This window comes from Tumebacillus avium, assembly GCF_002162355.1.
Taxonomy (GTDB): Bacteria; Bacillota; Bacilli; order Tumebacillales; family Tumebacillaceae; genus Tumebacillus_A; species Tumebacillus_A avium.
On record NZ_CP021434.1, the window covers coordinates 1,791,132 to 1,810,195 of the forward strand.

Annotated in this window: 34 protein-coding genes; 32 read left to right on the plus strand and 2 right to left on the minus strand. The window is 54.1% G+C overall.

Translation table 11 applies throughout. The features are described from left to right. Position 1: 1 nt before the first annotated feature. The 30 genes from rplP to CBW65_RS08510 all read left to right on the plus strand — a co-directional run bounded on the left by rplP (position 2) and on the right by CBW65_RS08510 (position 15,790). Positions 2 to 436, plus strand: a complete 435-nt coding sequence (gene rplP / locus CBW65_RS08365) for a 50S ribosomal protein L16 (protein ID WP_087456456.1) — start codon at positions 2 to 4, stop codon at positions 434 to 436. Continuing rightward, on the plus strand, positions 426 to 623 hold the full coding sequence (rpmC, locus tag CBW65_RS08370) for a 50S ribosomal protein L29 (protein ID WP_087456457.1): 198 nt from the start codon (positions 426 to 428) through the stop codon (positions 621 to 623). The genes rplP and rpmC overlap by 11 nt, the downstream gene beginning before the upstream one ends. 27 nt (positions 624 to 650) lie before the next feature. Next, on the plus strand, positions 651 to 914 hold the full coding sequence (rpsQ, locus tag CBW65_RS08375; RefSeq protein ID WP_087456458.1) for a 30S ribosomal protein S17: 264 nt from the start codon (positions 651 to 653) through the stop codon (positions 912 to 914). A gap of 44 nt (positions 915 to 958) precedes the next feature. Beyond that, entirely contained in the window at positions 959 to 1,327 is a 369-nt protein-coding gene (gene rplN / locus CBW65_RS08380) for a 50S ribosomal protein L14 (protein ID WP_087456459.1), read from the plus strand. A gap of 43 nt (positions 1,328 to 1,370) precedes the next feature. Continuing rightward, a complete protein-coding gene (rplX, locus tag CBW65_RS08385; RefSeq protein ID WP_087456460.1) occupies positions 1,371 to 1,700 on the plus strand; it encodes a 50S ribosomal protein L24 in 330 nt (109 codons plus the stop codon). A gap of 24 nt (positions 1,701 to 1,724) precedes the next feature. Further along, complete coding sequence (gene rplE, locus CBW65_RS08390; RefSeq protein ID WP_087456461.1) at positions 1,725 to 2,270, plus strand: 50S ribosomal protein L5; 546 nt, start codon at positions 1,725 to 1,727, stop codon at positions 2,268 to 2,270. A gap of 31 nt (positions 2,271 to 2,301) precedes the next feature. After that, on the plus strand, positions 2,302 to 2,487 hold the full coding sequence (locus tag CBW65_RS08395) for a type Z 30S ribosomal protein S14 (RefSeq protein WP_038092297.1): 186 nt from the start codon (positions 2,302 to 2,304) through the stop codon (positions 2,485 to 2,487). 34 nt (positions 2,488 to 2,521) lie between these two features. After that, positions 2,522 to 2,920 (plus strand): 30S ribosomal protein S8, encoded by a 399-nt coding sequence (gene rpsH, locus CBW65_RS08400; RefSeq protein ID WP_087456462.1) that lies wholly within the window; start codon positions 2,522 to 2,524, stop codon positions 2,918 to 2,920. A 31-nt stretch (positions 2,921 to 2,951) separates the two neighbouring features. Further along, positions 2,952 to 3,491: a 50S ribosomal protein L6 gene (gene rplF / locus CBW65_RS08405; RefSeq protein ID WP_087456463.1), complete on the plus strand. Its 540-nt coding sequence runs from the start codon at positions 2,952 to 2,954 to the stop codon at positions 3,489 to 3,491. Positions 3,492 to 3,534: 43 nt separating this feature from the next. Continuing rightward, positions 3,535 to 3,903 (plus strand): 50S ribosomal protein L18, encoded by a 369-nt coding sequence (gene rplR / locus CBW65_RS08410; protein ID WP_087456464.1) that lies wholly within the window; start codon positions 3,535 to 3,537, stop codon positions 3,901 to 3,903. A 29-nt stretch (positions 3,904 to 3,932) separates the two neighbouring features. Further along, complete coding sequence (gene rpsE, locus CBW65_RS08415) at positions 3,933 to 4,430, plus strand: 30S ribosomal protein S5 (RefSeq protein WP_087456465.1); 498 nt, start codon at positions 3,933 to 3,935, stop codon at positions 4,428 to 4,430. 15 nt (positions 4,431 to 4,445) lie between these two features. Beyond that, the gene (rpmD, locus tag CBW65_RS08420; protein WP_087456466.1) at positions 4,446 to 4,628 is read left to right on the plus strand and encodes a 50S ribosomal protein L30; all 183 of its coding nucleotides are present in this window, start codon (positions 4,446 to 4,448) and stop codon (positions 4,626 to 4,628) included. Between the two features lie 33 nt (positions 4,629 to 4,661). Further along, on the plus strand, positions 4,662 to 5,105 hold the full coding sequence (gene rplO, locus CBW65_RS08425) for a 50S ribosomal protein L15 (RefSeq protein WP_087456467.1): 444 nt from the start codon (positions 4,662 to 4,664) through the stop codon (positions 5,103 to 5,105). After that, a complete protein-coding gene (gene secY, locus CBW65_RS08430; protein ID WP_087456468.1) occupies positions 5,105 to 6,388 on the plus strand; it encodes a preprotein translocase subunit SecY in 1,284 nt (427 codons plus the stop codon). The genes rplO and secY overlap by 1 nt, the downstream gene beginning before the upstream one ends. 55 nt (positions 6,389 to 6,443) lie before the next feature. Then, the gene (locus CBW65_RS08435) at positions 6,444 to 7,094 is read left to right on the plus strand and encodes an adenylate kinase (RefSeq protein ID WP_087456469.1); all 651 of its coding nucleotides are present in this window, start codon (positions 6,444 to 6,446) and stop codon (positions 7,092 to 7,094) included. Next, a complete protein-coding gene (gene map, locus CBW65_RS08440) occupies positions 7,091 to 7,837 on the plus strand; it encodes a type I methionyl aminopeptidase (RefSeq protein WP_087456470.1) in 747 nt (248 codons plus the stop codon). Before CBW65_RS08435 ends, map begins: the two co-directional genes overlap by 4 nt. 10 nt (positions 7,838 to 7,847) lie before the next feature. Continuing rightward, positions 7,848 to 8,180 carry a KOW domain-containing RNA-binding protein gene (locus CBW65_RS08445; RefSeq protein WP_198299787.1) on the plus strand — a complete coding sequence of 111 codons (333 nt, stop codon included), beginning with the start codon at positions 7,848 to 7,850 and terminating at the stop codon, positions 8,178 to 8,180. Next, the gene (gene infA, locus CBW65_RS08450) at positions 8,167 to 8,385 is read left to right on the plus strand and encodes a translation initiation factor IF-1 (protein ID WP_087456472.1); all 219 of its coding nucleotides are present in this window, start codon (positions 8,167 to 8,169) and stop codon (positions 8,383 to 8,385) included. Before CBW65_RS08445 ends, infA begins: the two co-directional genes overlap by 14 nt. Before the next feature lie 25 nt (positions 8,386 to 8,410). Continuing rightward, complete coding sequence (rpmJ, locus tag CBW65_RS08455; protein ID WP_018131305.1) at positions 8,411 to 8,524, plus strand: 50S ribosomal protein L36; 114 nt, start codon at positions 8,411 to 8,413, stop codon at positions 8,522 to 8,524. A gap of 119 nt (positions 8,525 to 8,643) precedes the next feature. After that, positions 8,644 to 9,012, plus strand: a complete 369-nt coding sequence (gene rpsM, locus CBW65_RS08460; protein WP_087456473.1) for a 30S ribosomal protein S13 — start codon at positions 8,644 to 8,646, stop codon at positions 9,010 to 9,012. Positions 9,013 to 9,031: 19 nt separating this feature from the next. After that, complete coding sequence (gene rpsK / locus CBW65_RS08465) at positions 9,032 to 9,442, plus strand: 30S ribosomal protein S11 (protein WP_087456474.1); 411 nt, start codon at positions 9,032 to 9,034, stop codon at positions 9,440 to 9,442. Between the two features lie 85 nt (positions 9,443 to 9,527). Next, positions 9,528 to 10,154, plus strand: a complete 627-nt coding sequence (gene rpsD, locus CBW65_RS08470; RefSeq protein WP_087456475.1) for a 30S ribosomal protein S4 — start codon at positions 9,528 to 9,530, stop codon at positions 10,152 to 10,154. An 86-nt stretch (positions 10,155 to 10,240) separates the two neighbouring features. Next, complete coding sequence (locus CBW65_RS08475; RefSeq protein WP_087456476.1) at positions 10,241 to 11,185, plus strand: DNA-directed RNA polymerase subunit alpha; 945 nt, start codon at positions 10,241 to 10,243, stop codon at positions 11,183 to 11,185. Between the two features lie 43 nt (positions 11,186 to 11,228). Beyond that, a complete protein-coding gene (rplQ, locus tag CBW65_RS08480; protein WP_087456477.1) occupies positions 11,229 to 11,591 on the plus strand; it encodes a 50S ribosomal protein L17 in 363 nt (120 codons plus the stop codon). Between the two features lie 70 nt (positions 11,592 to 11,661). Next, positions 11,662 to 12,399, plus strand: a complete 738-nt coding sequence (truA, locus tag CBW65_RS08485) for a tRNA pseudouridine(38-40) synthase TruA (RefSeq protein ID WP_087456478.1) — start codon at positions 11,662 to 11,664, stop codon at positions 12,397 to 12,399. Positions 12,400 to 12,514: 115 nt separating this feature from the next. Next, complete coding sequence (rplM, locus tag CBW65_RS08490) at positions 12,515 to 12,949, plus strand: 50S ribosomal protein L13 (RefSeq protein ID WP_087456479.1); 435 nt, start codon at positions 12,515 to 12,517, stop codon at positions 12,947 to 12,949. A gap of 18 nt (positions 12,950 to 12,967) precedes the next feature. Further along, complete coding sequence (gene rpsI / locus CBW65_RS08495; RefSeq protein ID WP_087456480.1) at positions 12,968 to 13,363, plus strand: 30S ribosomal protein S9; 396 nt, start codon at positions 12,968 to 12,970, stop codon at positions 13,361 to 13,363. A gap of 106 nt (positions 13,364 to 13,469) precedes the next feature. Next, positions 13,470 to 14,192, plus strand: a complete 723-nt coding sequence (gene cwlD / locus CBW65_RS08500) for an N-acetylmuramoyl-L-alanine amidase CwlD (RefSeq protein WP_087456481.1) — start codon at positions 13,470 to 13,472, stop codon at positions 14,190 to 14,192. 33 nt (positions 14,193 to 14,225) lie between these two features. Continuing rightward, positions 14,226 to 14,657, plus strand: coding sequence for a hypothetical protein (locus CBW65_RS08505; RefSeq protein ID WP_087456482.1), 432 nt, complete (start codon positions 14,226 to 14,228; stop codon positions 14,655 to 14,657). 50 nt (positions 14,658 to 14,707) lie between these two features. Next, positions 14,708 to 15,790, plus strand: coding sequence for an Mrp/NBP35 family ATP-binding protein (locus CBW65_RS08510; protein WP_087456483.1), 1,083 nt, complete (start codon positions 14,708 to 14,710; stop codon positions 15,788 to 15,790). Between the two features lie 187 nt (positions 15,791 to 15,977). Here CBW65_RS08510 and gerD read toward each other — a convergent pair whose 3' ends face one another. Further along, positions 15,978 to 16,772: a spore germination lipoprotein GerD gene (gene gerD, locus CBW65_RS24565; RefSeq protein WP_232463524.1), complete on the minus strand. Its 795-nt coding sequence runs from the start codon at positions 16,770 to 16,772 to the stop codon at positions 15,978 to 15,980. Between the two features lie 150 nt (positions 16,773 to 16,922). Between gerD and CBW65_RS08520 the strand changes: the two genes are divergently transcribed. Then, positions 16,923 to 17,489 carry a KinB-signaling pathway activation protein gene (locus CBW65_RS08520; RefSeq protein ID WP_087456484.1) on the plus strand — a complete coding sequence of 189 codons (567 nt, stop codon included), beginning with the start codon at positions 16,923 to 16,925 and terminating at the stop codon, positions 17,487 to 17,489. 21 nt (positions 17,490 to 17,510) lie between these two features. On the opposite strand, the gene pdaB is transcribed toward CBW65_RS08520, so the two are convergent. Next, a complete protein-coding gene (gene pdaB / locus CBW65_RS08525) occupies positions 17,511 to 18,275 on the minus strand; it encodes a polysaccharide deacetylase family sporulation protein PdaB (protein ID WP_408646552.1) in 765 nt (254 codons plus the stop codon). Between the two features lie 145 nt (positions 18,276 to 18,420). Here pdaB and CBW65_RS08530 point away from each other — a divergent pair, with 145 nt between their 5' ends. After that, a complete protein-coding gene (locus CBW65_RS08530; protein WP_157721838.1) occupies positions 18,421 to 19,035 on the plus strand; it encodes a stage II sporulation protein M in 615 nt (204 codons plus the stop codon). Positions 19,036 to 19,064 lie beyond the last annotated feature (29 nt).

A 19,064-nucleotide genomic window follows, 5' to 3' on the forward strand; every position in this document is an offset into this window, starting at 1 on the left:
CATGTTGTTGCCAAAGCGCGTCAAGCATCGTAAAGAGCATCGCGGCCGCATGGCTGGTCGCACCAAAGGCGGCGAGTCTGTAGCATTTGGTGAATACGGTCTGCAAGCTCTCGAACCGGCTTGGATCACCAACCGTCAAATCGAGGCTGCCCGTATCGCGATGACCCGTTACATCAAACGTGGCGGTAAAGTATGGATCAAGATCTTCCCGAGCAAGCCTGTTACTGCTAAGCCGGCTGAAACCCGTATGGGTGCTGGTAAAGGTTCGCCGGAAAAATGGGTAGCGGTTGTTAAACCGGGTCGCGTCATGTTCGAACTTGCTGGCGTTCCGGAAGAGACTGCACGCGAAGCGATGCGTCTCGCAATGCACAAACTGCCGATCAAGTGCAAGTTTGTAAAACGCGAAGAAGTGGGTGGTGAGGCAGATGAAAGTTAAAGACATCCGTAACTTGTCCACCGTTGAGATTGAAACTAAAGTCAACGACCTGAAAGACGAGCTGTTCAACCTGCGTTTCCAACTGGCAACCGGTCAGCTCGACAACCCGATGCGCATTCGTGAAGTGCGCAAGGATATCGCACGTGCCAAAACGATCCTCAGAGAGCGCGAACTGGGAATCGGCTAATCTCTCCGCTAGAAAGGAGGACTAAGGATGAGCGAACGTAACTACCGCAAAGTCCGCACCGGCAAAGTCGTATCCGACAAAATGGATAAGACGATTGTTGTCGCTGTTGAAGAACAGAAGAAGCACCCGCTCTACGGGAAGCTTGTTCTCGTAACGACTAAGTTCAAAGCGCACGATGAAAACAACACTGCAAAGGTTGGCGACATCGTGAAAATCATGGAAACCCGTCCGCTGTCGAAAGATAAGCGCTGGCGTCTTGTTGAAGTGGTAGAGGAAGCAGTTATCCTCTAATCGGAACCTAGAGTCTATGACTCACTTGGAAGGAGGTCCCTGGCATGATTCAACCGCAATCCCGTCTTGCTGTAGCAGACAACTCTGGTGCTAAGGAAATCATGTGCTTCCGCGTTCTTGGTGGCTCGAACCGTAAATCCGCTAACATCGGCGACATTATCGTTGCTTCTGTGAAAAGCGCAACACCCGGTGGCGTTGTCAAGAAGGGTGATGTAGTTAAGGCGGTTATCGTTCGTACGAAGACCGGCGCTCGTCGTAAAGACGGCACCTACATCAAGTTTGATGAAAACGCAGCTGTCATCATCAAGGAAGACAAGTCTCCGCGCGGCACCCGTATCTTCGGGCCGGTAGCTCGTGAACTGCGTGAGAAAGACTTCATGAAGATCATCTCTCTGGCACCTGAAGTGCTGTAATCGATATAAGTTTCAGGTAGTAACACCTGAGGAGGTGTAACAAGTGGCTAAAGCTAAACTTCATGTGAAGAAAGGCGACCAAGTTGTCGTTCTCACTGGCAAGGATAAAGGCAAGAAGGGTCGCATCTTGGAAGCATACCCGTCCGAGCAGCGCGTTTTGATCGAAGGCGTGAACATCGTTAAGCGTCACACCAAGCCGAACGCGACCAACCAGCAAGGCGGTATCATCGAAAAAGAAGCGCCGATCCACGTTTCGAACGTAGCGATCGTTGACCCGAAAACCGGCGGTGCTACTCGGATCGGTAAAAAGATTCTGAACGACGGCACTAAGGTTCGTTACGCAAAGAAATCTGGCGAAACTCTCGACAAGTAGTCAGGTCAAGAAAGGAGGTAACCTATCGTGGCTCGTTTGCAAGAGTTTTACAATGCAGAAGTTCTTCCTGCTCTGATGAGCAAGTTCGAATATAAGTCTGTTATGCAAGCTCCGAAGCTCGAAAAGATCGTAATCAACATGGGTCTTGGCGAAGCGGTTGCTAACGCTAAAGTTCTGGATGCAGCTGTTGCTGATCTGGAAACGATCTCCGGTCAAAAGCCGGTTATCACCAAAGCGAAGAAGTCCATCGCAGGCTTCAAAATTCGTGAAGGCATGCCGATCGGTGCAAAAGTCACCCTGCGCGGTGAGCGTATGTACCATTTCCTCGACAAGCTCTTCAACGTGGCTCTGCCGCGTGTACGCGACTTCCGCGGTATCTCCCCGAAAGCGTTCGACGGCCGTGGTAACTACACCCTCGGTCTGAAAGAACAGCTGCTCTTCCCGGAGATCGAGTACGAGAAGGTCGACAAAATGCTGGGTATGGACATCGTGTTCGTAACCACTGCGAAGACCGACGAAGAAGGCCGTGAATTCCTGCGTCTCATGGGCGCACCGTTCCGTCAAGCATAAAAAATTCCGCAAATTTTAGGAGGTATGGACAGTGGCTCGTAAGGCTATGGTCGTTAAACAGCAACGTACGCCGAAGTTCAGCACCCGCGCATACACCCGTTGCCGTGTGTGCGGACGTCCGCACTCGGTTTTGCGGAAGTTCGGCATCTGCCGTATTTGCTTCCGTGAACTGGCGTACAAAGGTCAACTCCCTGGCGTGAAGAAAGCCAGCTGGTAATAGATAAAGCGATTAGGGAAGGAGGTTTTTACACATGGTGATGACTGATCCGATCGCAGATATGCTGACTCGTATCCGGAACGCGAACATGGTTGGTCACGAGAAAGTTGAAATCCCGGGCTCCAACCTGAAGAAGGCTGTAGCTGAAATCCTCAAGAGCGAAGGTTTCATCCGTGACGCTGAATTCATTCCGGACAACAAGCAAGGGATCATCCGCGTGTTCCTCAAGTACGGTGCAAACAACGAGCGTGTTATCACTGGCTTGAAGCGCATTTCCAAGCCGGGCCTGCGCGTATACGCAAAGTCGACTGAAATCCCGCGTGTTCTTGGTGGTCTGGGTATCGCAATCCTCTCCACTTCGAACGGCCTGATGACAGATAAAGAGGCTCGCCGCAACCAAGTTGGCGGCGAAGTACTCTGCTACGTTTGGTAATAAAAGCTTCTTACGATTGGAGGTGTAACTTGTGTCTCGTATCGGTAGAAAAGTAATCGAGTTGCCGGCTGGCGTTGAGGTAACTCAAAACGGCGCTTCCGTGACCGTTAAAGGTCCGAAAGGCACCCTGACCCGTGAATTCCATAAGGACATGGCGATCAAGGTAGAAGGCACTCAGGTGGTTGTCGAACGTCCGTCCGACAACAAGCTGCACCGCTCTCTGCACGGCACCACCCGTTCCGTCCTCAACAACATGGTAGAGGGCGTATCCAAGGGCTTCGAGAAGAACCTCGAACTCGTGGGCGTTGGTTACCGTGCTGCGAAAGCGGGCGATAAAGTAACTCTTTCCCTCGGTTTCTCCCACCCGGTTGAAATCGTTCCGGAAGAAGGCATCGAAATCGATGTTCCGGCAGCTACCAAGCTGACCATCAAGGGCATCAACAAGGAACGCGTTGGCCAAGTGGCTGCACAGATCCGTTCCCTGCGCGAACCGGAGCCGTACAAAGGCAAAGGTATCAAGTACGAAAACGAAGTCGTCCGCCGCAAGGTTGGTAAGACTGGTAAGAAATAGTAGCATGAGACATGCAATCCTTGCATGAAGGGAGTGAAACTCGATGATCACCAAAGGTGACAAGAATAAAGCTCGTAAGCGCCGTCACTTCCGCGTACGCCGTAAGGTAGCGGGTACCGCTCTGCGCCCGCGTCTGAACGTATTCCGTTCCACCAAGCACATCTACGCACAAGTAATCGACGATGCTACCGGTGTAACTCTCGTTTCCGCTTCGACCGTTGACCCGGCTCTGAAAGGCCAAGTTGGCCACGGCGGCAACGTTGAAGCTGCTGCGAAAGTCGGCGAACTCGTTGCGAAGCGCGCGATTGAAAAAGGTATCACCAACGTCGTATTCGACCGTGGCGGATACCTGTACCATGGCCGCATTGCAGCTCTGGCTGCAGCTGCTCGTGAAGCAGGCCTCGAATTCTAATCATCTTGTAAAGAAGGAGGGAAACCTTAATGCGTATCGATCCGAACCAACTCGAACTGTCTGAGAAAGTCGTCGCAATCAACCGTGTTGCGAAGGTCGTAAAAGGCGGTCGACGTTTCAGCTTCTCCGCTCTCGTTATCGTAGGCGATGGCAACGGTCACGTCGGCGCAGGTCTCGGCAAAGCTGCTGAGGTGCCGGACGCTATCCGTAAAGGCATCGACGATGCGAAGAAAAACCTCGTCTACGTTCCGCTCGTAGGCACCACCGTGCCGCACGACATCCTGGGACGCTTCGGCGCTGGTAAAGTTCTGATCAAGCCGGCGAAAGAAGGTACCGGTGTAATCGCGGGCGGTCCGGCTCGCGCGGTCCTCGAACTTGCAGGCGTTAAAGACATCGTTACCAAATCTCTCGGTTCTTCCAACTCCATGAACATGGTCAACGCAACCCTCGACGGTCTGAAGCGCCTCAAGCGCCCGGAAGACGTTGCGAAGCTGCGTGGCAAGTCCTTGGAAGAAATTCAGGGTTAAGGAGGGGATATCACAATGGCAAAGTTGGAAATCACCCTCAAGAAAAGCCCGATCGGGCGTCCTGAAGACCAGAAAGTTACCGTGACTACCCTGGGCCTGCGCAAGCTGAACCAGACGGTTGTTCACAACGACACTCCGCAAATCCGCGGTATGGTCAACAAAGTTCAACACCTCGTTGAATACAAAGTAATCGACTAATCAAGCATCAAAATATAGAGGAGGTGCATCGGGATGAAATTGCATGAGCTCCAACCGGCTGAAGGTTCGAAGCACGTTCGCAAGCGCAAGGGCCGCGGGATCGGTACCGGCAACGGCAAGACTGCCGGCCGTGGTCACAAAGGTCAAAACGCTCGCTCCGGCGGTGGCGTTCGTCTGGGCTTCGAGGGCGGTCAGACTCCTCTGTTCCGTCGTCTGCCGAAGCGCGGCTTCAACAACTCGGTATTCGCTACCGTGTTTGCTGAAGTGAACGTTGCGAAGCTGAACAAGTTCGAAGCTGGCACTGTTGTAACCCCTGGACTGCTGAAAGAGGCGGGTATCGTTAAGAACCTGCACGACGGCGTTAAGATCCTGGGTAACGGCGAAATTACCGTAGCTCTTACTGTACAAGCGCAGGCTTTCTCCAAGTCTGCTATCGAGAAAATCGAAGCTGCTGGCGGTAAGGCTGAGGTGATCTAATGTTTACGACGATCGCGAACATCTGGAAAGTGTCCGATCTGCGTAATCGAATTTTGTTCACCCTGCTCATGATTCTGGTATTCAGGATCGGGAGTTTTATCCCGGTCCCGAATGTCAACGCAAAAGCACTCGCAGAGATCGGGGAAAACCCGATCTTCGGGATGCTTAACACGTTCTCGGGCGGTGCGCTCCAGAACTTCTCCATCTTCGCAATGTCGATCACCCCGTACATCACGGCGTCGATCATTGTCCAGCTCCTCGGCATGGGCGTGCTCAAGAAGTTCGAGGAATGGCAAAAAGAAGGGGAAGCCGGACGCAAAAAGTTGGCACAGATTACGCGATACGGTACAATCGTACTGGGTATGATCCAGGCTTTCGGCCTGTCCGTAACCTTTAACAACCAGCTTCCGGGACTTATCACCGATACAAGCTGGACGGGGTACGCGCTTATCACGCTTACGCTGACAGCCGGTACGGCGTTCCTGATGTGGCTCGGTGAGCAAATCACTGAGAAGGGCATCGGCAACGGGATCTCGATCCTCATCTTTGCGGGTATTATCGCAGGGGTAGAGCGCGGGGCCCGCACGATTTACGAGACTTGGTTCTATAACCAGGAACAGCTCGGCATGAGCTTCGTAAAACTCGGGGTGCTGCTCGTCGGCATCGTGCTGCTCATCGCAGCGATCGTGTTCGTACAACAAGGTGTGCGCCGGATTCCGGTGCAGTATGCGAAGCGTGTTGTTGGGCGTAAAACGATTGGTGGGCAATCCACTCATATCCCGCTCAAGGTTAACGCTGCAGGGGTTATTCCGGTGATTTTCGCATCGTCCCTGCTGATGTTCCCTGTCACGGTCGCACAATTCCTTCCGTCTAATACTGTGACGGACTGGATTCAATCACGGCTTGCTTTCGGGCAACCGTTGTACGTTGCTTTTGAAGTGATTCTGATCATTTTCTTCACTTACTTCTACACGTTTGTACAGATCAACCCTGTGCAGCTGTCGGATGGCATGAAGAAAAATGGCGGCTTCATCCCGGGTATCCGCCCAGGCAAGCCGACCGAGCTGTTCATCACTCGGGTTATGAATCGCATCACTCTTTCCGGCGCACTCTTCCTCGCTGCCATCTCCGCGATGCCAGTCGTGTTTATGGGTGCAACGGGCTTGAATCTGTTTTTCGGCGGCACTGGTCTTCTCATCGTCGTCGGGGTTGCTCTTGAAACCATGAAACAAGTTGAAAGCCAGCTCCTGCAACGCCACTACAAAGGATTTATCCGCAAGTAGTGGAAGAGAGGGCATGGCCCGAAACCAGAAGTCTTTGACAATGGAGGGATGATGGATGCAAGTCATCTTTATGGGATTGCCTGGTGCAGGTAAAGGCACGCAGGCAGAACGCATCGTCTCCGAGTTCGGGATCCCTCACATCTCTACCGGTGACATGTTCCGGGCGGCGATAGCAGAAGAGACTCCTCTTGGACTTCAAGCGAAGTCGTTCATGGATCAGGGGCTCCTCGTTCCAGACGAAGTCACCATCGGGATTGTGCGTGAACGATTCCAAAAGCCGGACTGCGAAAAAGGGTTTCTCCTCGATGGTTTTCCGCGTACGTTGGCTCAAGCAGAAGCGCTCAACGCCATGCTTGTTGACCTCGGCCGTGAGATCGACGTTGTCATTAACCTGACTGTCGCTCGTGAAAACCTCTTAGCGCGTTTAACCGGTCGTCGGATTTGCAAATCTTGCGGCGCGACTTACCACGTCATCTTTAACCCTCCGGCGACGGAAGGCAAATGTGACAAGTGTGACGGCGAGCTCTACCAGCGCTCGGACGACACCACTGAAACGGTAGCCACCCGCTTGGATGTTAACATCAAGCAATCCGAACCAATTTTGGCTTACTACGAAGCCAAGGGTCTGCTGAAAACTATCGATGGCGAACAAGCGATCGATGAAGTATACAAGCAAATCTCTTCCATTCTACGAGGTGTGGAATGATCGTCAGTAAGTCCAATGTAGAGCTGGATTTGATGCGTGAGGCAGGACGGATCGTTGCGTTGACACACAAAGAGCTGCAAAAAGCAGTTCTTCCGGGGATCACCACGAAGGAACTTGACCAGATTGCTGATGATTTTATCCGCAAACAAGGTGCGCTTCCTTCATTCAAGGGGTACCACGGGTATCCAGCTTCTATCTGTGCATCCGTCAATGAGGTGATCGTTCATGGGATCCCGGGCAACCAGGTTCTCCAAGAAGGCGATATCATCTCCATTGACATCGGTGCGAACATCCACGGCTTCCACGGCGACTCCGCCTGGACATACGCGGTAGGCCAGATCAGCGAGACGGCGCAGAAGTTACTCGACGTAACGGAAGCAGCGCTTTTCAAAGGCTTGGAACAAGCCAAAGACGGCAACCGGCTTTCTGATATCGGTCACGCGGTGCAACAGTACGTGGAATCGCACGGGTTCTCGGTCGTACGTGAATTCGTTGGCCACGGCATTGGGCGACAAATGCATGAAGACCCGTCTATCCCGAACTATGGCCCGCCCGGGCGTGGACCACGATTGAAGACCGGCATGACGCTGGCGATCGAGCCGATGGTCAACGTCGGCAGCTTCCACACGAAAACGCTCCAGGACAACTGGACGGTCGTGACAGCTGACGGCTCGCTGGCCGCTCACTTTGAGCATACAGTGGCAGTTACTCCTGACGGACCGGACATCTTGACGAAAGCGTAAGGTGAACAGGATGCTTCATCCGATGCGTCCCCATCTTGGGCAGATCGTCTTGGTGACCCAAGGCAAAGAAACAGGTAACTACGCGGTCATTGTAGGGATTCCAGGTCCGAAGACCGTTTTGCTGGCGGACGGCGCGAAGCGTAAAAGCGACGCACCCAAGCGCAAGAATCTCGCGCATATCCAGCTGCTTCCTCATCGCGATGAAGTGTTGACTGCCGAGCTTGAGCAAAAAGGTCAGGTGCAAAATGCGTTGTTGCGCGGTTGCCTGAACCGATTCAAACGATCGTTTGTACAGAGTAATGATGAAGCGAAGAGAGGAAGTGACCTCAGTGGCGAAAGATGATGTCATCGAAGTGGAAGGAAGGGTTATCGAACCGCTTCCGAATGCAATGTTTCGAGTGGAATTGGAAAACGGACACAAAGTGCTCGCACATGTATCTGGCAAGATTCGAATGCACTATATCCGGATTCTACCGGGGGACCGTGTAACCGTTGAATTGTCTCCGTACGATTTGACGCGTGGCCGGATTACCTACCGCTACAAATAAGGACTTACGATTGGAGGTAATCGCAATGAAGGTACGTCCTTCTGTTAAGCCGATTTGCGAAAAGTGCAAGATCATTCGTCGCAAAGGCGCCGTTATGGTCATTTGCGAAAACCCGAAGCACAAGCAAAAACAAGGTTAAGTTTCAACAGAGCGTAGAGCGGCTGCCCCGTTCCGCTCTGACGGAACTTCGGGAACTGCGCTGCTGTTGTTTCCTATAAACTAAGCACATCAATGATCACTTGGGAGGTGTACACGCACATGGCACGTATTGCAGGTATCGATATCCCGCGCGACAAGCGCGTGGAAATCAGCTTGACCTACATCTTCGGTATCGGCCGTAAGACCGCGAACAAGGTCCTCGAAGCTACCGGCGTTAACAAAGACGCTCGCGTAAAGGATCTGACTGAAGATGAGATCAACAAGCTCCGTGAATTTATCGACAAGAACGTTAAAGTTGAAGGTGACCTCCGTCGCGACATCGCTTTGAACATCAAGCGCCTGATCGAGATCGGTTCCTACCGTGGGATCCGTCATCGCCGCGGTCTTCCGGTTCGCGGTCAACGCACGAAGACCAACGCTCGCACGCGTAAAGGTCCTCGCCGCACTGTAGCAGGCAAGAAAAAATAATAAGGGGGGAAACTGACACATGGCAAAAGTTAAAGGACGCGGTAAAGGTGCTACCACCCGTACCAAACGTCGTGACCGTAAGAACGTTGAAGTTGGCGTAGCTCACATCAAGTCGACTTTCAACAACACGATCGTTACCATCACCGATATTCAAGGCAACGCGATCTCCTGGGCTACTGCCGGCGGCCAAGGCTTCAAAGGCTCCCGTAAGTCGACCCCGTTCGCAGCTCAAATGGCAGCTGAGTCTGCTGCTAAAGTTGCGATGGAGCATGGCATGAAATCCTTGGAAGTCTTCGTAAAAGGTCCGGGCGCTGGTCGTGAAGCAGCGATTCGTTCCCTGCAAGCTGCAGGCCTCGAAGTTTCCATGATCAAAGACGTCACTCCGATCCCGCACAACGGTTGCCGTCCGCCGAAGCGCCGCCGCGTATAACGTTGGCGCTTCTCTTCTGTGTGTAAGTAGACACGGAAACTTATAGCAAGAGAGTATGATTCTAACAGGAGGTGTCAATACTAGAATGGCAAGATACACCGGTTCTGTTTGCCGTTTGTGCCGCCGTGAAGGCGTTAAACTGTATCTGAAAGGCGAACGCTGCTATACCGACAAGTGTGCCATCGACCGCCGCGCTTACGCGCCGGGCCAACACGGCCAGGCTCGTAAGAAGGTATCCGAATACGGTACCCAGCTGCGCGAGAAGCAAAAAGCACGTCGCGTTTACGGCGTCCTTGAAAAGCAATTCCGTGCTTACTACGAAGAAGCTAACCGCCGCAAGGGGATCACTGGTGAAACCCTGCTGCAGATTCTGGAAAGCCGCCTGGATAACGTTGTGTATCGCTCCGGTTTTGCAGCTTCCCGTCCGGAAGCTCGTCAAATCGTGAAACACGGCCACATCCTCGTGAACGGCAAGCGCGTCGACATCCCGTCTTACCTGACCAAGCCGGGCGACGTAATTGCGTTTTCCGATAAAGCCCAAGAAGCTCCGCGCGTGAAGGAACTCTTGGAATCTGCTGAATCCAAAGCAGTGGTCGCGTGGCTCGAGAGAGACCTGAACACCAAGTCTGCGCGCATCGTTCGCGTTCCGTCTCGTGACGAAATCGACGTTCCAGTTGCAGAACAAATGATCGTCGAACTTTACTCTCGCTAAGATTTGAGTGTACTCGGCAGACTATCACCCTCAGCTGCGCAAGTCTCACCGGAATGTTCGAGTTGTCGAGAAGGAGGGTTACGTGAATGATTGAAATTGAAAAGCCGAGAATCGAGACTGTTGAGATCAACGAAAGTGGCACGTACGGGAAGTTTGTGGTGGAACCGCTTGAACGCGGTTATGGCACCACTCTGGGGAACTCTCTGCGCCGCATCCTGTTGTCTTCCCTGCCGGGCGCTGCTGCGACCAGCGTGAAGATTGAAGGGGTGCTCCATGAGTTCTCTACCGTCCCGGGCGTCGTCGAAGATACAACAGAGATCATCTTGAATCTCAAACGGCTTTCGCTCAAAATCCATTCCGACGAGGAGAAAACGCTGACGATCGACGCGGAGGGACCGGGCGCGGTCACCGCCGGCGATATTCGTGTGGATTCCGACGTTGACGTGCTCAACCCGGACCTGCATATTGCCACTTTGGCCGAAGGCGGCAGACTCTTCATGGAGATTACGGCGAACCGTGGACGCGGCTATGTTCCGGCTGACCGTAACAAGAAAGAAGACATGGAGATTGGCGTCATCCCGATCGACTCCATCTACACGCCGATTGAACGCGTGAACTACTCGGTAGAGAATACTCGCGTCGGACAGGTAACCAACTACGACAAGCTGACCCTCGAGGTCTGGACGGACGGAAGCATTCGACCTGACGAAGCGGTGAGTCTGGGTGCGAAGATCCTCACGGAGCACCTGATGTTGTTTGTAGGCCTGACCGATAAAGTACGCGATACGGAGATCATGATTGAGAAGGAAGACGATAAGAAAGAGAAAGTTCTCGAGATGACGATCGAAGAACTGGAACTTTCCGTTCGCTCCTACAACTGCTTGAAGCGTGCTGGCATCAACACGGTTCAAGAACTCTGTTCCAAGACAGAGGAAGAGATGATGAAAGTCCGCAACCTCGGACGCAAATCGCTTGAGGAAGTCCAGGAAAAGCTGGCTGAACTCGGCCTTGGCCTTCGCAACGAAGACTAATCATCTCCTTTGCTACTTTTTTTGAGGAGGAGGGAAACAACACATGGCATACAGAAAACTGAACCGTCGTTCCGGTAACCGCAAAGCGCTGTTCCGCAGCCAGGTAACCGACCTGTTCATCTACGAGCGCATCCAGACCACCGAGGCGAAAGCGAAAGAACTTCGTTCGGTAGCTGAAAAGCTGATCACGCTGGCAAAGCGTGGCGACTTGCACGCTCGTCGTCAAGTTGCAGCTTTTGTTCGCCCGGAAATCGCAGACGCGACCACCAACCAGGATGCAGTGCAAAAGCTGTTCTCCGAGATCGCTCCGCGCTTTGCTGATCGTCAAGGCGGCTACACCCGCATCATGAAGATCGGACCGCGCCGCGGTGACGGTGCACCGATGGTGTACCTCGAACTCGTATAATGTTCCTTACGAGGTTTGCTGCATTTGCAAACCTCGTTTTTGATTAACGAACGGTGTGAGCGGAGGGACTATGCGGAACATCAAACTGACGATCTCGTATGACGGGACCGATTTTCACGGCTTTCAGACCCAGCCGAACCTGCGCACCGTGCAGGGGATGCTGCAAGCTCGTTTGGAAGAAGTGGTCGGACACCCGGTTTCGATCATCGGCTCGGGGCGAACCGATGCCGGCGTGCATGCGCGGGCGCAAATCGTCAACTTCCACACCTCCTCGCGGGTTCCGGTGGAGAAGTGGCCGATCGTGTGCAACGTCAAGCTGCCGAACGACCTTGTCGTCCAGGACGCCGCAGAGGTGCCTGAGGACTGGCACGCGCGTTTTTCCGCACGGGGGAAGGTGTATCGCTACCTGCTGGACAGAAACGCCTTTCCAGACGTGTTTACGCGCAAATACGCCTATCACTACCCCTACCCGATTTGCGTCGAGCGGATGATCGAAGCGGCAACTCATCTCGTGGGTCGTCATGATTTCACCAGTTTCTGTGCTGCCAACACGCCGGTTGAAGACAAAGTACGCACGCTTCACGCGGTTGACCTCCGGGAGGAAGGGCACCTGCTGTCGGTGACCTGCCGCGGCGAAGGGTTTCTTTACAACATGGTGCGGATTATCGCCGGCACACTGATCGATGTCGGACGCGGCAAGATCGAACCGGGAGAGATCCCAGACATTTTGCTTGCGCGCGACCGAAAAATGGCCGGTGTGACCGCTCCGGCCCATGGGTTAACGATGTGGCAAGTTCTGTATGACTGATTAGTCTTGACTTTTTGGCTTGTCCAAAGTAGAATTGACATTGGTATTTTACAGCCCTTGCTAATCCCACTAGCCCCGGCTTTTAAAATACAACAAGTTTCAGGAGGGAATTACTATGCGTACAACGTACATGGCGAAACCAGGCGCTGTGGAACGCAAATGGTACATCATCGACGCTGAAGGTAAAACCGTTGGTCGTCTGGCAACTGAAGTTGCTTCTATCCTTCGCGGTAAACATAAACCGGAATTCACCCCGCACATCGACACCGGTGATTTCGTAATCCTCATCAACGCTGAGAAGGTTGTCTTCACCGGCAAGAAACTGACCAACAAGATCTACTATCGTCACTCCCTGTACCCGGGCGGTCTGAAGCAAACCACCGCTGGCCAAATGCTGGCTTCCAAGCCGGAGCGCGTTCTGACCTACGCGATCAAGGGTATGCTTCCGCATAACACCCTTGGTGCGCAGCAGCTGACCAAGCTGCGCGTATACGCAGGTACCGAGCATCCGCATGCTGCACAAAACCCGATTCCGTGGGAATCGAAGTAAGAGGGAGGTTAGCACACAATGGCACAAGTTCAATACTGGGGCACTGGTCGTCGTAAACACTCCGTAGCTCGCGTACGTCTCGTACCGGGTGAAGGCAACGTGATCATCAACAACCGCACCATGGATCAATTCTTCGGCGGTCTCGAGACCCTGAAACTGATCGTAAAACAGCCGGGCAACCTGACTGAGACCATCGGCAAGTACGATGTGATCGCAAACGTTAAAGGTGGCGGCTTCTCCGGTCAAGCTGGCGCAATCCGTCACGGGATCTCCCGTGCGCTGCTCAAAGCTGATCCGGAACTGCGTGGTTCTCTGAAGAAGGCAGGTTTCCTGACTCGTGACCCGCGTATGAAAGAGCGTAAGAAATACGGCCTCAAAGCTGCTCGTCGCGCTCCGCAGTTCTCCAAGCGTTAATTGTCGGATCGAACAACACAGCTTTTCGGAAAGAAGGATACCCGTTTGGGTGTCCTTCTTTTTTTGTGCCTGTCCGCATATTCTTCCTAGGAAGGAGGGATTGCGGATGTGGAAACGAGGCAAGATGCCGGTCTGGCGGTTTGGCGTCTATGTGGCTTTGTTTTTGATCGGCTCGTTTGGGCTGTATACGGGGACTTTGCAATGGCTGACCGAGCCGTCTTCTTTGTCATGGACAATGCCGCTCAGCGGACAGGTGATCGTGCTCGATGCCGGGCACGGCGGGGTCGATCCGGGTGCGGTCAGCGACTCAGGGGTGCTGGAAAAAGAGATCACGCTGCAGGTGGCGATGCGGGTGCGGGAGTATTTGCAGCAGGCTGGAGCCCAGGTGATCATGATCCGGGAAGAGGATCTAGATCTCGCACCGGAGAATCTGAAGGGTTACAGCCGCCGAAAAAGTCAAGACTTAAAAGAGCGGGCCCGCATCATTCGCGAGTCGGATGCGACGATCTTTATCTCTCTGCACTGCAACGCCATTCCATCGGCCAAATGGTCGGGGGCGCAGACGTTTTATGACACGGAGTTTGAAGACAGCAAGAGGCTCGCAGAAAAGGTGCAGGGGGCGCTGGGCGAGACGGTCGTGACAGATCGCAGCGTCAAGAAGCGGGAAGACATCTACCTGCTGAAAAACGCCGACAAGCCGGGTGCGCTGGTCGAACTGGGCTTCCTCTCCAATCCGGAGGAAACTGAGTTGATGAAAAGCTCCACCTATCAGAAAAAATTGGCCCTGAGCATTTACAAGGGCATCCTCTCGTACTACTCTGAGAAATAAATCACAGTCTACACGTACCAGGAGGCGCAGAAGATGTTTAGACAGTTACAAGCAGGCCGCTGGCAGGCAGCATTGCTTTGCCTCGTGCTGCTCGGCACAGCGGCCGGTTGTGCTCCCAAGGCAGAGCCGGCCAAAGAGACGACAGCTGCCAAGGCGGAATTGGTGTTGGAAACGGAGAAGTCGGCCTATCCGTATCTGGTGTTCGTCAATGAAGGACAGGCCGATGCTGAGGAAGTCCGGGTATATGAAGCAAAAGGCGGTCAGGAGCTGACCGCGCTTGGGCTGAGCCAAAATGACAACGTGATTCCCGCTCAGAAGCCGGTTACGCTGGCGCCAGGCACAGGTGTCCATTATCAGCTGTTGAGCCGGGATCTGCGGGAGTACACAGTGAAATGGACGGAGGACGGGCAGGCGCACCAGATGCAGATGATGCTTAAAGAGCCCGGTCATATTGAAACCCACTAGAGCCTGATATGGTATACTAGTTGCTGTGGAAACTGATGGAGGTGGCATTGATGCTGACAAAACAGGCGATTCTGGATGCGCTGCGTCCGGTGCAAGACCCTGAAGTACATAAAAGTATTGTCGAACTCGGCATGGTGCGCAATGTGGAGATTGCAGGCGACCATGCGAAGATTGAAGTGGTGCTGACCATCGCCGGCTGCCCCTTGCGCAACAAGATCGACTCCGATGTGCGCGAGGCGCTGGGCACGGTGGAAGGGCTGAAGTCGTACGACCTCAACCTGGGGACGATGACCGACGAAGAGCGCGCGAAATTCCGTGAGGTGCTGCGCGGCGGCCAACCGGAGCAGGGCACCCCGCCGCTGCTCGATCCGAATTCCAAGACGCAGTTTATCGCGGTGGCATCCGGCAAAGGCGGCGTCGGCAAATCGACCGTCACCGCCAACCTCGGCGTGGCGTTGGCGCGCATGGGGTATCGCGTCGGGATCATCGATGCGGATATCTATGGCTTTTCGATCCCGGGCATCTTTGGCATTCGCGATCAAAAGCCTACGCTGATCGACAACCTGCTCTTGCCGGTTGTGGCGCAAGGCGTAAAAGTGATCTCGATGCATTTCTTCGTGCCGGACAACCGTCCGGTGATCTGGCGCGGCCCGATGCTGGGCAAGATGATGCGCAACTTCTTTGCGGAAGTGCATTGGGGCGACATCGACATCATGCTGCTCGACATGCCTCCGGGCACCGGCGACATGGCGCTGGATGTGCACCAGATGCTGCCGAAGAGCAAGGAGATCATCGTCACCACGCCGCAGTTTAATGCGACTGAGGTGGCTGCACGGGTCGGGACGATGGCGATCCAGACCAATCATGAGATTCTCGGCGTCATCGAGAACATGTCCTTCTTCGAGACGGGCGGCCAAAAGCACTACATCTTCGGCAAAGGCGGCGGTGAGCGACTGGCGCTGGAGCTGAAGACAGACGTGCTGGTACAGATCCCGATCGGCGCTGCGAACGAGACTGGCGACGGCATCTACGAGGCGGATACTCCGCAAGGCGAAGCGTACGCGAAACTCGCCAAGACGATCGGACGCAAAGTGCTCGATCAGGCGATGACCGAACCGTATACAAAAGCATAACCAAATCAAACAAAAGACCACCCGGTGCCGATCACCAGGTGGTCTTCTCGTTTCATACAGCAGATCAAACAGCGAGTTCATGCAGTGAGTTCATACAGTGAGTTCATACAGTGAGTTCATACAGTGAGTTCATACAGTAGGGTATTCGATAGCTCGGGTGTTGCTTTGTTCTATGTGTTTGTGCGCTTTAGCTTCCGCCACCTCCGCCTCCGCCTTCACCGCCTTGCTGTTTCTCGGAGCCGCCTTCGCCACCTTCGCCGCCACCGCCTTCTTCTTCACCGCCGCTGCTGTCACCTTCGCCCTCTTTCTTCTTCTCTTCGCCTTCACCCTCTTTTTTCTTCTCGCCTTCTTTTCCGCCGCCTTCGCTTTCGATGCCGGCTTTCTTTTTCTCGTTCGGGGTGAGTTCGGTCGTGCCTTCGCGAATCGCCTGCTTCAAGAGGTCGAGGTAAAGCAGCTTGAATTCCGGATTTTGCAGCGACTGGGTCATGATCGCCATCGTCTGCTTGCGATACTCCGGCGTTTTCATCAGGTCATACAGGTTTTGCGTAAACTCCGGAGACTTGAGCAGGACGAGCATCATCTCCTGATACTCCGGATCTCTCAGCAGTTCCTTGAGCACCGATTCATTGTCCTTCTTGAAAGACTTGGCCAAGGCGGACGCAAATTTCGGGTTGCGCATCTGCTCTTCCAGCGTGGCATGGGCAGAACCGTCGGTCAGCGCCTTGAGCATGGCCACCTGCACATCCGTTTCGTTGATGGCAAGCGATCTCTTGAACTGCGGGTCGCGCACGATGTCCTTGAGCGTGTCCATCCCTTCTTTGGTGTGCAGGATGTCCAGCACCATCTGTTTGGTTTCGTTATATTGAGCCTTGGCGTCCGTCTCTTGCGAACCGCCGCTCCCTTGAGGTTGTGAACCGCAGCCGCCGATCATGACAATGGCAAATATGATTGCGACCGAGACAGCGCCGATCTTCCAAGGCATTTTCACCTCGCGTCACACCCTTTCTTGTTGGTTGATGTGCTTAGTTTGTTGTCAGTTCATCAAACGTATACCAAGGGAAGGTTCGCCAATTTCCACCGTGCGGACGTTATGTTATGATAGGGGAAGTTGTTCACAGGCAGGAGGGGCTTTATGAACCTACGCAAGTTTTTAACATTATTTTTCACGACCGCTCTGATCGGCGTCCTCCTCGGTACGATCACCACGCTGACCGGTTGGTTTGGCGAGATTCGATTGGTCTGGGGTATGATCACGGGAGGTTTCCTTTCCGCGACGACACTGATGGGGTTCTGGGCGTATTTGACGCTGAACTTTACGATGCGCAATTTTATTTCGTTCCGCTTCTGGGTGACGATTCAGGTTCTGCTCATCGTGCTTGTCCTGTTTGACATGGTCTATTTCCGTTTTCTGTGGACCGGCAAAGGCGAAGGCGACGTGCTGCCGTTTATCGGCTATGCGTTGTGGCCGCTTGGCGTGGCGATGATCGTCGCCTACATCAAAGGCCGCATCTCCGGCATGCGCTCCTTCATCCCGTCCGTGTTCTTCCTGTATTGCTTTACGGTACTGGAATGGTTCCTCGCGCTGAAATCGGGCGAGGTGCTGCAAATGTCCCAGATCGGCATCATTTTGCTCGGCTGCAACGTGTACCTGCTGCTCATGTATACGCGGCTGTTAAAACAGCCCTCACCGTCTCGGTGAGGGCTTGTTTTTTAGAAAAATTTATTCTTGCTTCGAAGTCACGCCGGCGCCGGAGATCAGCTCGGAGACGGTCATGAACTCATAGCCTTTCTGGCGCAGACCGTCGATGATGCGCGGCAAAGCGTCGATCGTCTGCAGAGCGGAGTCGCTGGCATGCATCAGGATGATGTCGCCCGGCACCGCGCGGCTGACGACGCGCTGAACGATTTTGTCAGGGCCTGGGCGCATCCAGTCGAGGGAGTCGGTGTTCCACTGCACGACGGTGTAGCCCATCGAGTTGAGATGCTTGACGACGCGTTTGTCAAAAGCGCCGTTGGGCGTGCGGATCAGCTTGGTTTTCACGCCGGTGGTCTCATAGATCGCCTGTTCGGATTTGCCGACTTGTTCGGTGATCCACTGGTTGTTGTATTTCGGGAAGTCATCGTGGCGGTGCCCGTGGTTGCCGATTTCGTAGCCCATCGTTTTGATGCGCTTGGCGATGTCACCATGGGTGGTCGTCCAAGGGCCGGAGAGGAAGAAGGTCGCTTTTTTGACGCCTTTTTTCTCCAGGATGTCGAGGATCGGGCCCGGCGCTTTTTCCCCCCACGAGATGTCGAAGGTCAAGGCGACGACTTTTTTGTCCGTCTGGACTTTGTAGATCGCTCCTTGCGGCACGGGCGCAGGCTTGTCAGCGTTTTTGACGACAGGCACTGCCGTTTCGCCGTTGAAGACCGCTTGGGTGCCAAGGTCTGCTTGGCTGTACAGACAGAACATGAACAAAAGGACGGTCATGAACAAAACGCCCATCTTTTTCAGCTGGCGAATTGTCCGGGTGGACTGTTTACGCAATGGTTAGCACCTCCATGGATCAGCAAAGCTTCTGCGATTATGTCTTGTTTACTCTATGGCAAAGCCCGTCCGATTATGCGGCGGGGAGAAGGAGAGGGTCTTGATGTGGAACAGTGTTGGATCGGCCGGTGCGGTGTTAAAGCGCAATCGCGGGTACATCCTCGCGGCGGCCGTGTTGTTTTTGATCGGGTGGGTGACTGGCTCCATCTTCAGTGAGCAATTGATGGCGGCGGTAAAGCCGATGCTGGAGAAGATCGCGAGCCTGGCGGAGCAGACGCAGGCGAAGGACAGCGTGCTGTATACGGCCGGGGTGATTTTCATGAACAATCTGACAGCCTGCGCGGTGATGGTGCTGTTTGGCTGTCTGCTCGCCTTGCCGACCGTGTTTTCGCTGGTGTTAAACGGCATGGTGATCGGCGTGCTGTTCGGGCAGTTGGACCACGGTGTCAGCGCCTGGGAACTGATCGTCTACGGACTGCTCCCGCACGGCATCTTTGAGCTGCCTGCCCTGGTGATCTCCGCGGCGCTGGGCATCAAGCTCGGCTTGGTGCTGCTCGTGCCGCTCAAAGGAAAAACACGCCTCGAAAGCTTCGGTTTTACCTGGCTGGAAGTGGTCAAAGCAGCCTGGGTGCCGTTCGCAATGCTTATCGTCGCGGCGGGGGTGGAAGCGACGCTGACTCCGTACTTGCTGGAGAAGTTTGTCCTGACGCAAGGGTAAGTCATTCCAGTGAATTGAGCGCGGTTAAA

Excerpts from the sequence above, each read along its gene's own strand:
- pdaB (WP_408646552.1), bottom strand. The coding sequence starts at position 18,275 with ATGGGCGTTTTGTTCATGACCGTCCTTTTGTTCATGTTCTGTCTGTAC.
- CBW65_RS08435 (WP_087456469.1), top strand. The coding sequence starts at position 6,444 with ATGCAAGTCATCTTTATGGGATTGCCTGGTGCAGGTAAAGGCACGCAG.
- rplO (WP_087456467.1), top strand. The coding sequence starts at position 4,662 with ATGAAATTGCATGAGCTCCAACCGGCTGAAGGTTCGAAGCACGTTCGC.
- truA (WP_087456478.1), top strand. The coding sequence starts at position 11,662 with ATGCGGAACATCAAACTGACGATCTCGTATGACGGGACCGATTTTCAC.
- rpsM (WP_087456473.1), top strand. The coding sequence starts at position 8,644 with ATGGCACGTATTGCAGGTATCGATATCCCGCGCGACAAGCGCGTGGAA.
- CBW65_RS08520 (WP_087456484.1), top strand. The coding sequence starts at position 16,923 with ATGAACCTACGCAAGTTTTTAACATTATTTTTCACGACCGCTCTGATC.
- rpsH (WP_087456462.1), top strand. The coding sequence starts at position 2,522 with ATGGTGATGACTGATCCGATCGCAGATATGCTGACTCGTATCCGGAAC.
- CBW65_RS08530 (WP_157721838.1), top strand. The coding sequence starts at position 18,421 with ATGTGGAACAGTGTTGGATCGGCCGGTGCGGTGTTAAAGCGCAATCGC.
- rpsE (WP_087456465.1), top strand. The coding sequence starts at position 3,933 with ATGCGTATCGATCCGAACCAACTCGAACTGTCTGAGAAAGTCGTCGCA.
- rplM (WP_087456479.1), top strand. The coding sequence starts at position 12,515 with ATGCGTACAACGTACATGGCGAAACCAGGCGCTGTGGAACGCAAATGG.
- CBW65_RS08510 (WP_087456483.1), top strand. The coding sequence starts at position 14,708 with ATGCTGACAAAACAGGCGATTCTGGATGCGCTGCGTCCGGTGCAAGAC.
- rpmJ (WP_018131305.1), top strand. The coding sequence starts at position 8,411 with ATGAAGGTACGTCCTTCTGTTAAGCCGATTTGCGAAAAGTGCAAGATC.
- rpmC (WP_087456457.1), top strand. The coding sequence starts at position 426 with ATGAAAGTTAAAGACATCCGTAACTTGTCCACCGTTGAGATTGAAACT.
- CBW65_RS08475 (WP_087456476.1), top strand. The coding sequence starts at position 10,241 with ATGATTGAAATTGAAAAGCCGAGAATCGAGACTGTTGAGATCAACGAA.
- CBW65_RS08505 (WP_087456482.1), top strand. The coding sequence starts at position 14,226 with ATGTTTAGACAGTTACAAGCAGGCCGCTGGCAGGCAGCATTGCTTTGC.
- secY (WP_087456468.1), top strand. The coding sequence starts at position 5,105 with ATGTTTACGACGATCGCGAACATCTGGAAAGTGTCCGATCTGCGTAAT.
- rpsK (WP_087456474.1), top strand. The coding sequence starts at position 9,032 with ATGGCAAAAGTTAAAGGACGCGGTAAAGGTGCTACCACCCGTACCAAA.
- rplR (WP_087456464.1), top strand. The coding sequence starts at position 3,535 with ATGATCACCAAAGGTGACAAGAATAAAGCTCGTAAGCGCCGTCACTTC.
- map (WP_087456470.1), top strand. The coding sequence starts at position 7,091 with ATGATCGTCAGTAAGTCCAATGTAGAGCTGGATTTGATGCGTGAGGCA.
- rplP (WP_087456456.1), top strand. The coding sequence starts at position 2 with ATGTTGTTGCCAAAGCGCGTCAAGCATCGTAAAGAGCATCGCGGCCGC.
- CBW65_RS08445 (WP_198299787.1), top strand. The coding sequence starts at position 7,848 with ATGCTTCATCCGATGCGTCCCCATCTTGGGCAGATCGTCTTGGTGACC.
- rpsD (WP_087456475.1), top strand. The coding sequence starts at position 9,528 with ATGGCAAGATACACCGGTTCTGTTTGCCGTTTGTGCCGCCGTGAAGGC.
- rpsI (WP_087456480.1), top strand. The coding sequence starts at position 12,968 with ATGGCACAAGTTCAATACTGGGGCACTGGTCGTCGTAAACACTCCGTA.
- rpmD (WP_087456466.1), top strand. The coding sequence starts at position 4,446 with ATGGCAAAGTTGGAAATCACCCTCAAGAAAAGCCCGATCGGGCGTCCT.
- gerD (WP_232463524.1), bottom strand. The coding sequence starts at position 16,772 with ATGCCTTGGAAGATCGGCGCTGTCTCGGTCGCAATCATATTTGCCATT.
- rplN (WP_087456459.1), top strand. The coding sequence starts at position 959 with ATGATTCAACCGCAATCCCGTCTTGCTGTAGCAGACAACTCTGGTGCT.
- rpsQ (WP_087456458.1), top strand. The coding sequence starts at position 651 with ATGAGCGAACGTAACTACCGCAAAGTCCGCACCGGCAAAGTCGTATCC.
- cwlD (WP_087456481.1), top strand. The coding sequence starts at position 13,470 with ATGTGGAAACGAGGCAAGATGCCGGTCTGGCGGTTTGGCGTCTATGTG.
- rplQ (WP_087456477.1), top strand. The coding sequence starts at position 11,229 with ATGGCATACAGAAAACTGAACCGTCGTTCCGGTAACCGCAAAGCGCTG.